Source organism: Romboutsia sp. 1001216sp1, from assembly GCF_039841805.1.
Lineage (GTDB): Bacteria > Bacillota > Clostridia > Peptostreptococcales > Peptostreptococcaceae > Romboutsia_C > Romboutsia_C hominis.
Genome location: NZ_JBDPHA010000011.1, coordinates 59,784 through 73,545 on the forward strand (window position 1 = coordinate 59,784; position 13,762 = coordinate 73,545).

Consider the following 13,762-nt stretch of genomic DNA (forward strand, 5'->3'; position numbering starts at 1 on the left):
TTACAAAATAATTTAGTTAAATATTTTATCCCCCCGTCGTTTTTTCTTACCCCCACTTTTTAGCTTTAGTTTGTTTATCTCCAATAAAGAAGCCCTTGTAATTTACAAGGGTTTATAGTTTTCTATTTATTTTTCTAAGCACCGTTAATACTTACTTCATATTTTTTATCCATAACTTTATAGGACTTTTTCATAAGTTTAATTCCAATAAATAAGGTAATTAATTCTGCAAAAGGTACACTCATCCATATACCATTTATTCCAAATATATTAGGTAATGTAAATATGCCTATAATTATAAATATTAAACCTCTACATGAAGCTACTATTACTGATTCTTTAGCATATCCTATAGCTGTAAAGTATCCAGAATTAACTATATTAAATCCATTTACGAAAAATGCAAATGCATATATCTTTGCTCCTACAGATGCTATATTTAATATTTCTTCATTTCCATTTACAAATATATTAACTAAATTTCTTCCAAAGAAGAATAATAAAGTAAATATTATTATTCCTATGGTTATTATAACTTTATCAGATAATTTCATTATAGCTTTTACTCTATCAAATTTCTTACTTCCATAATTGTAGCTAACTATAGGTCCTATACCATCAGATATACCAAACATTGAAAGTACACCAAATTGAGCTACATAATTTATAGCAGTAAAAGCTGCTACACCGCTCTCTCCTGCTATGTTCATAAATGCCATATTAAATAAATATGCACTAGTGGCTGTGGCTATTGAATTTATTCCTTCTGATGAACCATTATAAATTACTGGAAATATTACAGACTTATCAAACTTTCCAACAAATACGTTTATTATGTTTTTTTTATTTAATGCAGGCCATACTACAACTAAAAATGCTAAAGAGTATGCTAACCCTGTAGCAGTTGCAGCTCCTACAATTCCAAGTTTTAGCTTATATATTAATGTATAGTTTAATGTTATATTTGCAAATAAGCTTAATATAGAACCATAAAAGTAAAGTTGAGGTTTTTCCATTATTCTTCCCGAAAAACCAAATAAAAACATTAAAGACATTGGTATTGTAAATACTGAAAGTGTCTTAATATATAAAGAAACATCTTTTAATAATATATCACTAGAACCTAGCATATATGCTATTTGTGAGTTCATTGTAAATCCAAATAATGTTATACCAAATCCAAAAACTAATATAAATATCATAGTTGTCTTAAATATATTTTGTGTTTTAGCTACATTACCATCACCTAAACTAAGCCCCATATAACTTTGTGAACCTATACTCATTATCATAGATAAAGCTATTATAACTTGCATAAATGGTGCTGCTATATTTACACTAGCCATGGTATTTGGTCCTAGTACATTTCCGACAAATATTCCATCTACTACTGTCTGCATACCTGTAATTACCATAGATATTATAGCTGGTATAGAATATTTCATAAATAATCTAGGTATTTTTTCGCTCCCTAGTATATTCTCTTGCATATTGTCCCCTCCTAATCTATCAATTGTTATATTTATTAATACAAGATAAATTCTATATGTGAATTACTTTCTTTGTATAATAATAAAGTCTTGACTAACTCCATAGTCAAGACTTTATCTAATATTTTCTATATAAATTTTTACGAAGTATATGTTTTTTTTACTCTTTTTTAATAGCGTAAATAAACATTCCATAAATACATTTATATTTTTTTCTATTTTTTTATCTTTATAAATTTCCTTTATACATTCTTCTATAAATTTTTCTATGTTAGATGCAGTATCTTTTCTAGTTAATAAAATATAATTTCCCTTATATTTAATTTTTTCGTATTTTGCATCATTACTAATAGCTTCATTATCTAGTTCAAACCCAATTATATTTTCATTAAAAAGTATATTCTCATTATTAATATTATCTATTTTTAATATTAGATTTTTTTTATTTAAAAATTTTCCAAAGTGGTTATAATCATTTTGATTAAAATATATAATATCCTTTTCTATATATACATTTTCAAATTTTTCTTTTTCCTTATTAGAAAAGTTTTTCATTTGAGTTGTTGCATCTATAGAGTGTTGTACTTCATCCTTTAATTTTGTCAAATACTCTATTTTTTCTTCTAACAACTTTTTGTGATTTTTAAATAATTCTATGTAACTACTTTCATCTTCCTTTTTTATAATATCTTTTATGTCTTTTATTGGTATTTCTAGTTGCTTTGCTACTAATATTATCTCAAGTAATTCTATTTCCCTTATTGTGTAATATCTATATCCATTATCTTTTTTTAAGCTTGGTTTTAATAGATCTATTTTATCGTAATATCTTAACGTATCATGGCTTATATTATACATTTTGGCTACTTGTCCTATAGTAAATATCAAAATTATCTCCTCCAATAAACTTTCCTTTATTATTAATTTATTTTATCACACATCTTAATATATTATTTTAATATAGTTTTCTACTTTATCTAAAATAAAAAGACTGATTTTAATCAGCCTTTTTATTTTAGATTATTTTTAAATTGATATTTCTTTAAAATTATTATCTAAGTCTATATAGAAATTAGTAATAGTTAATTGTATATATGGTCCTAACCATAAATACCCTATACCTAAAGTAAGAATACATAAAAGTGCCCATCCTATAAAACTTAGGTTAATAACAAATAAACTCCATTTATTACCTTTCATCATTTTTATACTAAGTTTTATTGAATCAATTAAACCAAGTTCTTCTTTATCAACAAAGATATATGGTGTCATAGCTAAAGCTAGTTCAAGTATAACAATAGGTATAGATAATACTATTGCAAATATTAATACACCTACTATCATACCAGTAGATACACTTTCACTAAAAACTATCATAGATGATGTGGCAAAAACTATTATAATACCTAATACAATTCCTATAACAAACATTAAAGCAAATAATCCTAATGATTTTAATATTGATTTTTTAGATACTAATAAGTCATCAAACTTAGCTTTTCCATCAGTTTCGCTAAATCTTAAAAAGAAATTAGCAAATCCTACAGAAAACCATATTGCTAATCCAATTAAAAATATTGTACTAATTAAGTATATACCCATTGAACTTGAAAATTCAGACATAAAAGAAAGAGCCATGGTTGCTATGGTATATACTAACATGACTAATACTGGGGTTTTCCAATTGCCTTTAAGTTGACTCTTAGAAAGTTGTTTTAATTCTACTCTAGTCAAAATCTCATCCCTCCTTAAACTTTTACTTACAATATATATATATTCAAATGTATGACCAATAGTTCTAAGATTTGCTAGTCTAAATTTAAAAAAATATAATAAAAAATGACCTATAAATAGGTCATTTTAATTTCATGTACAATTTTAAGTATATTACAAATACGTTTAGATATATCATTAACTAAATTAAATATGTTCGCGAAAAAATATGTTTCACTAAACATATAAAATAGAATAATATATTAACATTAATTATCCTAAATAGACTTGTTCTCTTTATTTTTTAGTAATTTATTAACCTTATATGCTTTATAAAAACAACCTATTGCCAATAAAATATTAATATTCGGAATCATTATATCAATTTTGATAATAGTAACTAATAAAATACCCATCAAAATACATATATTTCTCTTTATAGTTAAATTCATAAATTATCCCCCTTAATGAAACTAAATACATACTTTAAATCAGATAACTATTGTTAATCTAATTATAACAGTACTTGTAATTTTTATAAATGTCCACTAAAACAGATGTTTTTTAACATATTATATAAACTAACTGTGTAAAAATTTATTTATATGTTTTTACTAATATTTAATTACAATAAAAAAAGACACATAATGTGTCTTTTTCCGAACATATATATATTATAATATAGTTACATTCTCCGCTTGAGGACCTCTAGCACCTTTAACTATATTAAAGTTTACTTTTTGACCTTCTTCTAATGATTTAAACCCATCAGTTTGTATAGCTGTAAAATGTACGAATACATCATCTCCACCTTCTACTGATATAAAACCAAATCCTTTTTCATTGTTAAACCATTTTACTATTCCATTTATCATTAAAAAATACTCCTGTGAACCTATTTCTAGGTCTCTCTTAATTTATTTGTGTATCGATTTTGTATCGCTACAAGTATTATTATAGCACATGCTATTAATAATAGATAGCTTTTTATTTTATTTTCTTTTAAATGCTTTCTATTTAACTTAAATTAACCTTGTTTAAATGTACTATTTTAAACGATTTGCAAGAATTTTTCATCATAATTATCAATATAAATTTATAAAAATTACAATAAAAAAGGAGCTTAAATTAAGCTCCTTTTACTTTTAATCTATATGTTTAGCGTTATATTCTTTATCTAGTTCTTTATAGAAGTTAGCCATAGTTAAAGTAAAGTATGGTGATAACCATAAAAATCCTATTCCTAAAGTTAATATACTTAATATAGCCCATCCTATAAAGCTTATCCATATAACGAATAATCTCCATTTATGACCTTTCATCATTTTTATACTAAGAGATATTGATTTAAATACTCCTACTTCTTCTTTATCTGCAAGTATAAATGGTACCATAGAAATTGCTAATTGAATTACTATTGATATTAACCATAATATAATGCCTGCAATTACCATTGGTGCTATAGCTTCAAATAAATCATTTGCGCTTAATAAACTTATTGTAAATCCACCTACAAAACTAAACATTAATACAATATATACTATTATTAATATTATACCTACTAATACAGAAAATCCTAAAGATTTAAAGAAAGTTTTATTTGATACTGATAAATCACTAAAATCAACGCTTTCATCTTCTATAAGGTTTAGAGATAATTTCGGATATGCTACAAAGAACCATGATTCTATAACTAAAGCAAGTATTATTCCAATTAATGATACAAATAAAGACTCGCTATTATCTAGATATGATACTAAAAACATTACTATTGAATAAGCTAACATAGCTAATACTGGTACATTCCAATTACCCTTTAGTTGACTTTTAGAAAGTTCTTTTAACTCTTTCCTATTCATAAAAATTCCTCCAATGATTGTTACTTAATGTCTATGAGTTTAATATACCCTATTATTTTTTATCTAAAACATTTATTGTTAAAAAATGGATTATTTAAATTTGTACTTTTTTTAAACTATAAATTATAAATAGTTTTTAAATAAAAAAGCTTAGGTTATACCTAAGCTTTAATGTATTTTATTACTATTTTTTTTAAAATAAAGATAATTGGTTTTCGTCACTCATATTATTAAGTGAACCGTGACTAGTTAATGTTTCTATAACGGTCTTAGAAATCTTGGTTCTCTTTCTTAAGTCTTCTTTAGAAATAAATTCTCCATTTTCTCTTTCTTTTTGTATATTTATTGCTGCATTTTCCCCAACCCCTTGTAGGGCTATCATTGGAGGAAGTAGCATCTTTTCTCCTGCAACTTGGAATTTACTTGCATCTGATTTATATATATCAACTGGAAGTATTTTTATACCTCTTGCATACATTTCAAGTGCAACTTCAAGTACTGTAAGCATATTTTTTTCTTTAGTTGTTGCGTCATTTCCTAAACTTTCTATTTCATTTATTCTAGCTTTAATTGCAGGTAGTCCCTTAACTATTAAATCAGCATCAAAGTCTTCTGCCTTTGTTGTAAAGTAAGTTGCATAGAAAGCTTCTGGATAATGAACCTTACAGTATGCTAGTCTAAATGACATCATAACATATGCTACGGCATGTGCTTTAGGGAACATGTACTTTATTTGTTTACATGACCATATATACCATTCTGGTACGTTGTTAGCTTCCATTAGCTCAACATGTTCAGGCTTTAATCCTCTACCTTTTCTAACATTTTCCATTATGGTGAATGCCATCTTTGGTGGAAGTCCTTTAAATATAAGGTAGTTCATTATATCGTCACGTGTTGATATAACATCTTTAAGTCCAACTATTTCCTTTTGAACAAGCTCTTGTGCATTGTTTAGCCAAACGTCAGTACCATGAGAAAGTCCTGATATACGTACTAGTTCTGCAAATGTTGTTGGTTTTGTATCAAGTAACATTTGTCTAACAAACTTTGTACCAAACTCAGGTATTGCAAGTGAACCTATAGGACAGTTAATTTCCTCTGGTGTTACTCCTAATGCATCTGTTGAAGTAAATAGTGACATTGTTTCTTTGTCATCTAAAGGTATTTCTGTTGCATCTATTCCTGTTATATCTTCTAACATTCTTATTATGGTCGGAACGTCGTGCCCAAGTATATCTAGCTTTAGTATTCTACCACTTATAGAGTGGTAGTCAAAGTGTGTTGTTATTACTCCACAACTTGTATCATTGGCAGGATATTGTATTGGTGTAAAATCATATACATCCTTATAATGTGGTACAACCATAACTCCACCTGGATGCTGTCCTGATGTTCTTTTTACTCCTGTACACCCATTAGATAGTCTTACTACCTCTGCTGTTGGTACTTGTATATTATTTTCTTCTACATATTTTCTAGCATATCCAAAGGCTGTTTTTTCAGCTACTGTACCTATTGTACCTGCTCTATAAACATATCCTTCACCAAATAGTTCTTCTGTGTATTTGTGTATTACTGGTTGGTATTCTCCAGAGAAGTTAAGGTCTATATCTGGTTCTTTATCCCCTTCAAATCCAAGGAAAACTTCAAATGGTATATCATGTCCATCTTTTTTAAGCTTTCTTCCACACTTTGGGCAATCCTTGTCTGGTAAATCTACTCCAGAACCCCATTCACCTATTTCATAGAAATATGAGTATTTACAATCTTCATTTTCACATATATAGTGAGCTGGAAGTGGATTAACTTCTGTTATATCACTCATTGTCGCTGCTACTGATGAACCAACTGAACCTCTTGAACCAACTAAGTATCCATCTCTTAATGACTTTGTAACCAGCTTTTGGGCGATAATATACATTACGGCATATCCATTTTTTATTATAGAGTTTAGCTCTCTATCAAGTCTATTTTGAACAACTTCTGGAAGTGGATCTCCATATATTCTTTTTGCCTTGTTGTAGCACATTTCTCTAAGTTCTACATCTGAACCTTCTATTTCTGGAGGATATGTTCCATCAGGTATTGGTAGTATATTTTCTACCATATCAGCTATTTTATTGGTATTAGTAACTACAACTTCATAAGCTAGCTCTTCTCCTAAGTAACTAAACTCCCTTAGCATTTCATCTGTTGTTCTAAAATGAAGATATGTTTCTTCTTCATCTACTTTAAATCCTTGAGAGTATTTAAGTATTGTTCTAAGAACAGCTTCGTGTTCATCTAAGAAGTGAACATCTCCTGTAGCTACTGGTATTTTTCCAAATTTATGTGCTACCTCTACCATTTTTCTATTTAAATCTCTTAGTTCTTCTTCATCTTCTACTTCACCTTTGTGAATCATAAATTTATTATTATCTATTGGCATTATTTCTATATAATCATATAATTCTATAATTTTTGCCATTTCTTCATCATCAACATTTTTCTTTACTGCTTGATATACCTGTCCATTTTCACAAGCAGAACCTATTATAAGTCCTTCTCTATGTTCTTGTAAGAAGCTTTTTAGTATTCTTGGTGCTCTGTAAAAATGATTAACATGGGCATCTGATACTATTTTGTATAGATTTTTAAGCCCTGTGTAGTCTTTTGCAAGTAAAGTTATATGATTAGTTCCTAGCTTTGTATAATCAACTTTACCTAATATTTCATTTACTTCTTTTAAGGTATTTGCACCTTTTTTTACTAGCATATCTAAAAACTTTTGAAATATTAAAGCAGTAGCTCTTGCATCATCTACAGCTCTATGGTGATTTAAAAGTGGTACACCTAGTGCTTTTGCTACTACATTTAATCTATGCCTTTTTAAATCTGGAAGTAATATTCTAGCTAGTGTAAGTGTATCTATACTTTTATTATTAAATTCTATATTTTGTTGTCTACATTTTTCTCTTATAAATCCAATATCAAATTCTGCATTGTGAGCAACTAGCACACTATCTCCTATAAACTCCATAAACTTAGGTAGTATTTCTTCTATTGTTGGTTTATCTTTTACCATATCATTAGTTATACCTGTTAGTTCTTGGATTTTATATGATATATCTTTTTGTGGGTTTATAAGTTCACTAAAATTGTCTACTATTTCAAAGTTTTCTATTTTAACTGCACCTATTTCAGTTATTTTATCATTAGTATTAGAAAACCCTGTTGTTTCTATATCAAATACCACAAAGCTTTGTGATAGTTCTTTATCATTAGCATCTTCTATTATATCTTTTGAGTCTTCTACTAAATATCCTTCTACACCATATAATACTTTTATATCATTAGCCTTAGCTGCACCCATAGCCTCTGGGAAAGCTTGAACCACTCCATGGTCAGTTATTGCTATTGCTTTGTGTCCCCATTTTGCAGCTCTTTCTATAAGCTTTTTAGTAGAACAAAGTGCATCCATTGATGACATTTGAGTATGTGCATGAAGTTCAACTCTTTTATTTTCAGATAAATCTTTTTTCTCTTCTTTTTCTTCTTTTCTTATACCACTTATAGTCATTGTAAGTTCTCTTTGGTAAGTGTCATACATAACATCACCTTTTATTTTTACATGTGAACCTTTTTTAACATTATCAATGACTTTATCTTTATTAGTATCGTTTAAGAATAATTTACAGCTTACAGAACTTGTGTAATCTGTAATAGATGCTATAAATAATATTTTACCATTTCTAAGTTCTTTAATTTCTATATCAAATATATCACCAACTACTGCTACTGTACCTGACTCTTGGTTAAGAGATTCTATTTTTTCTACCATAGCATGTACATTTTCACCATATATTAGATGTTCATCAAATTCAGGTCTTATAACATAAGCCTCTTCTTCATCTTCTTTAGGTTCATTAGTTGCTTGTATTTCTAAATCTTTAATCTTATCTTCTATTATTTTATCGCTTTTTCTTAATATTCTTTCAATGTTTACATCTTCATCTATAGCCCTTTCCATGACTATATTAATATCTATTCCTAACTCCTCACTTAACACACTTTTTAATACATATACTACATTTTGTTTTATAAGTCTTTCATAAAATATTCCTTTTGGAATTTTTATTTTTAGTAAATCATCTATACACATATACTCAACTTGCCTATACCATCCTGCTATAGATGGGCAAAGTCTTTTTAAAATATATAATATATTTACCCAGTACATTTTTATAATGTCTTTATTAGCTTTTCTATCAAGCCCTGTATATCTTATTTTTATTTTTATATCTTTAAAGTAGTCTAGCTTATTGTGCAAGTCTTCCTTTAACATATCAAGTACTTCATAGGATATTATAGATTTTGAGTTTAAATAAAAATATACTATTTTGTCTTCTTTAAAGTAAGTTACTTTGTTTATATAAACTTCTTTTAGTTGTTTTTTTAATATATTATTGTTTATTTCTAGTTTATCTAAGTATTCACTAACAGTTTCCATAGTATCCTCCCTTCAAAACTTAGTAATATATTATATCACAGTTTTTAAGTTTTAGAGTTATCTATATTTATACCCATATATACTATTTTAATTTGGATTAGCTACAAATTGCACCTATTTTAATATTATATTAAAAGACTATATAATTAGGCGGTGTTAATATGGCTACCTTTAACGAAAATAATTATAGAAAAATAACAACTTATTATAAAACATTAGGCGAAAAAAAATTATTTAAATCTTCTTTAAGTAGTCTAAACCTAAACAAAAGAGTATTTTTATTTTATTTTAAATATAAAAATATTCCTATATGTGCTTTACCTAGACTAAGATCAATACTTGCTTCTAGACATAGCTTTTTATCTTTTTGCTATAATTTTTTTAACTTTGTAAACTCAAATGGTGTTTGTGTTGAAATTAGCGAAGATTCTATATCTCTAATTGCTAAGTTTGTTGTATCTCACGAGGTTGGTCATATTGTAGATAAAAATATATATAAATCTAAGGAACAATACAGCGCTATAATATATTCAATAATAGATAAAATAATAGAATACGATATAGACGTTAGTAATAACAATATCCATAAAGAAAATATTCCTGATGATTTAGAAAAAAACCTTATTGCTTTAAAGAAAAATCTTATTAATCGAGAAGTTACAGCTTGGAATAATGCTAAATCTATGGTAAACATTAAAAATAGCCATGAAGAGTTTATATTTAACAAGGTAAAAGAGTATGCACTTGCTACTTATAACTTTGGAAATCTTAAAAGTGTTGTAAGAGAACATAATATAGATACTATTTTACGATATACAAAAAAAGTTGCATAGCTTTACATACTCTTATATTTTTTAAATTAAAAATGTCTCAAAATAATAATTTTGAGACATTTTCCCTAAATATTAAAATATATTAATTATTTTGACATTATTATGTACATAGATATTATAAGCCCTATACATCCAGTACAAAACATTATGTCAATAACCTTTTTATTCATTCTCCCCTATTTCCCCCTATTTATTAAGTAATGGTTTTATTACATTATTAGGTATAGTAAATTCAACTAATCCCATATACCCTGGCGCTACGTCATACTTATCAAAGCATATAACAAGTTCACCATTTTTATTTATATAAAAATCTTGATTTTTATCAATAAACTTAAAATTCATTTCTTTTATTTCATCATCTATCCAATAATGTTTATTCTTATCTTTTTTCATATTGTCTCTCATTTGTTCTTTTATATTTTGACTTATAACATTTATATAGTCATTATTTTTAAACATCCCCTCTAAAGACAATACTGTTTCATTTTTTTTATCTATATTATAAAATTTTCTTATTGTATTTGATGAACCTTGTGCATAATGAGTGTAAACTACTACTGAAAACAAATCTTCGTTATCTGTTAATACTTCATACCAAGATTCTACTAAGCTATGCCCTTGTACTTTATCTGATTTTAATATTTCCATTTCTTCTAAGAAATCTTCGTATAATTTTTTTCCTTCTTTTTCAAACTCACTATTTAATTTGTACTCTAATTTTTTATCTGTTAATCCGCTTATTTTTGGAACATCTATTGATGCCTTATATCCATTTTCATCTATACTGTAATTTTTTATAGTTATTATTTTTACTAAATTTCCTATTATCGGTATTTTAGAAAGAGTTTGAGCAAATGCTGGGCTAATATTTATGCCTAAAACAACAAGTAAAAGAGATGCTGCTATTACCATTTTGTTTTGATATTTTCTATATTTTATATTGCTATTTAGTGCATCATTTACTACATCATCTAATTCTTTTGGTATTTTAATATTATCATAATCTTTCTTTAACATTTTCAAGCTATCTTTATCCTTCATTATTAACCATCCTCTCTCTTGATGTCTATTTTTATTTTAAGCTTACTAAGAGCCTTATAAATTCTAGTTTTTATTGTGCTTATATTTTGGTCTAATGTCTTTGCTATATCCTCTATTTTCATATCTTCAAAGTATCTAAGTATTATAACTGTTTTATAAATTTCATCTAAGCTATCTACTGCCCTTAGTAGATCTATATCACTATATTTATCATAATCTATTTTAGAATCTTCTAAAACATCATCACTTACTACTATGTATTTTTTATTTTTCCTTATGTAGTCTGTTGTAGTATTTATAAGTATTTTATAAAACCATGGCTTTATATTATCCGTATCTTTTAATGTATCTATTTTAGAAAGAGCTTTACATATAGCATCATGAACTATGTCTAGGGCATCATATTCATTTTTAACATAGCTATAAGCTATTTTGTAAAATGACTCTTTGTTTTTAACTATATAGTCTTTTAATTTTTTTTCTTTTAAATCTTTGCTTAAGCTTAGCAGTTTCATTAATAATTTAAACCTTCCTTTCTTGTACATATATATAGACGACTTATGTACACTAAAAAGTTGCTTATTTTTTAATTTTTTAATTTAATATATAAAATACCCTCATCTTTTAACTTAGATGAGGGTATTTTTTTATTTATCTGCTATATTTTGGAATATCAAATACTAAATTGCTTCCTTTATCATACATGCCAACTATTTTTACCATTGCTCCTGATATACCATTTGCCCAGTTTACATCTGTTGCATATTGATGCCATGAGTAATCATAGTTAAATTTCATTTTAAATATGTTATTTTGCTTATATTTTGTATTTTTTATGTAATTTTGAGCTATCCATTTAGCTGAACCATCAATTGTTGCCTCTACACTTGTCCAACCATTTGAATAAGCAGCTTCAGCACCACTTACGTTTGCACTATGGTCTATTGCACCTATACCAAAGAAGTTGTAAACCTTAACTGGTGATGGTAGTGGTTTTCCTTTGTATGATGTTATAGTTTGACCTTGTGCTAAAGTTGATCTTCCATAAGCTGTTTCCCACATAGCATGAGATACTAAATAAGCTAAATCTATATCATATCTTTTAGCTGCATTTATAAAAGTTTGCCCTTGATTATAAAATACATTAGTTCCCGAAGATGCTGGTCTTAAAGAGTTTAAATATGAGTTTAATTCACTAGCAGTAACTCCACCTTTATATGAATCTGTTCTTAAAAACTGCATCATTCCCTTTGTACTACCTGTAAAGTTATTTGGGTTTAAGTAGTATTCTAAGTCTGCTCTACTAGCAGTAACAAATCCTCTTTTTATAGATGAATCTATAACATTTCCACCTACACGTGCTCTTTCTAATTGAACTACTACATGATCTTCTAATGTATATCCTAGTTGTATATGATTTACAGTTGCTCCATTTATATTGGCAGTTCCTCCACCATTATCTGGAGTTTCACTTCCTCCACTAGAACCTATGTTACTTAAATACATACTAGAAACATATGCATTACTTCCTCTGTAATCTATTTTTGACCATCCATTACTTTCTTCTTTTACTTTTACTTCATCACCCTTGCTTAAAACACCTATTTTAGAGTGAGATGTTGATGGTCCACTTCTTACGTTTAGGAAGTCGTAGTTTACTACTTTTACTGTATGATTATCTGGATTACTTGGCACTTCTGGTGTTGTACTTTCACTACTTAAGTACGAACTTGATACATATGCTACATTTCCATTGTATTTTATTTTACTCCATCCATTGCTTTCAGATATTACTCCTACTTTATCTCCTTTTTTTAGTGTTCCTATTTTTGAGTGAGATGTTGATGGCCCACTTCTTACATTTAAAAATTCATAATTTACTACTTTTGTTTCTTTTATACTTTCACCTGGGTTACTTGGTACTTCTGGTGTTGTATTTTCTTTACTTAAATATGTACTTGATACGTATGCTACTTTTCCATTATATTTTATTTTACTCCATCCATTGCTTTCAGATATTACTCCTACTTTATCTCCCTTTTTTAATGTTCCTATTTTTGAGTGAGATGTTGATGGTCCACTTCTTACATTTAAAAATTCATAATTTACTACTTTTGTTTCTTTTATACTTTCACCTGGGTTACTTGGTGCTTCTGGTATTGTATTTTCTTTACTTAAATATGTACTTGATACGTATGCTACTTTTCCATTATATTTTATTTTACTCCATCCATTGCTTTCAGATATTACTCCTACTTTATCTCCCTTTTTTAATGTTCCTATTTTTGAGTGAGATGTTGATGGTCCACTTCTTACATTTAAAAATTCATA

General features: G+C 27.2%; 11 protein-coding genes. 1 reads left to right on the forward strand and 10 read right to left on the reverse strand.

What is annotated here, in order from left to right; translation table 11 throughout:
* Positions 1-134 precede the first annotated feature (134 nt).
* From ABHC41_RS11145 to ABHC41_RS11175, 7 genes are all read right to left on the reverse strand, one after another.
* Complete coding sequence (locus ABHC41_RS11145; protein WP_271892247.1) at positions 135-1,490, reverse strand: MATE family efflux transporter; 1,356 nt, start codon at positions 1,488-1,490, stop codon at positions 135-137.
* A 114-nt stretch (positions 1,491-1,604) separates the two neighbouring features.
* Positions 1,605-2,378 (reverse strand): MerR family transcriptional regulator, encoded by a 774-nt coding sequence (locus tag ABHC41_RS11150; RefSeq protein WP_271892249.1) that lies wholly within the window; start codon positions 2,376-2,378, stop codon positions 1,605-1,607.
* 138 nt (positions 2,379-2,516) lie between these two features.
* The gene (locus ABHC41_RS11155) at positions 2,517-3,224 is read right to left on the reverse strand and encodes a DUF975 family protein (RefSeq protein ID WP_271892250.1); all 708 of its coding nucleotides are present in this window, start codon (positions 3,222-3,224) and stop codon (positions 2,517-2,519) included.
* A 257-nt stretch (positions 3,225-3,481) separates the two neighbouring features.
* A complete protein-coding gene (locus ABHC41_RS11160; RefSeq protein ID WP_166505783.1) occupies positions 3,482-3,655 on the reverse strand; it encodes a hypothetical protein in 174 nt (57 codons plus the stop codon).
* A 222-nt stretch (positions 3,656-3,877) separates the two neighbouring features.
* Positions 3,878-4,078 carry a cold-shock protein gene (locus tag ABHC41_RS11165; protein ID WP_092924729.1) on the reverse strand — a complete coding sequence of 67 codons (201 nt, stop codon included), beginning with the start codon at positions 4,076-4,078 and terminating at the stop codon, positions 3,878-3,880.
* A 270-nt stretch (positions 4,079-4,348) separates the two neighbouring features.
* On the reverse strand, positions 4,349-5,062 hold the full coding sequence (locus ABHC41_RS11170) for a DUF975 family protein (RefSeq protein ID WP_271892251.1): 714 nt from the start codon (positions 5,060-5,062) through the stop codon (positions 4,349-4,351).
* 193 nt (positions 5,063-5,255) lie between these two features.
* The gene (locus ABHC41_RS11175; protein ID WP_166505785.1) at positions 5,256-9,554 is read right to left on the reverse strand and encodes a PolC-type DNA polymerase III; all 4,299 of its coding nucleotides are present in this window, start codon (positions 9,552-9,554) and stop codon (positions 5,256-5,258) included.
* A 161-nt stretch (positions 9,555-9,715) separates the two neighbouring features.
* Here ABHC41_RS11175 and ABHC41_RS11180 point away from each other — a divergent pair, with 161 nt between their 5' ends.
* The gene (locus tag ABHC41_RS11180) at positions 9,716-10,387 is read left to right on the forward strand and encodes a hypothetical protein (RefSeq protein ID WP_195237329.1); all 672 of its coding nucleotides are present in this window, start codon (positions 9,716-9,718) and stop codon (positions 10,385-10,387) included.
* Positions 10,388-10,573: 186 nt separating this feature from the next.
* Here ABHC41_RS11180 and ABHC41_RS11185 read toward each other — a convergent pair whose 3' ends face one another.
* The 3 genes from ABHC41_RS11185 to ABHC41_RS11195 all read right to left on the reverse strand — a co-directional run.
* On the reverse strand, positions 10,574-11,431 hold the full coding sequence (locus tag ABHC41_RS11185; protein WP_166505787.1) for an anti-sigma-V factor rsiV: 858 nt from the start codon (positions 11,429-11,431) through the stop codon (positions 10,574-10,576).
* Between the two features lie 2 nt (positions 11,432-11,433).
* Positions 11,434-11,946, reverse strand: coding sequence for a sigma-70 family RNA polymerase sigma factor (locus ABHC41_RS11190; protein ID WP_092924719.1), 513 nt, complete (start codon positions 11,944-11,946; stop codon positions 11,434-11,436).
* 136 nt (positions 11,947-12,082) lie between these two features.
* A partial coding sequence (locus ABHC41_RS11195) for an SH3 domain-containing protein (protein ID WP_272013381.1) occupies positions 12,083-13,762 on the reverse strand: 1,680 nt, incomplete at its 5' end.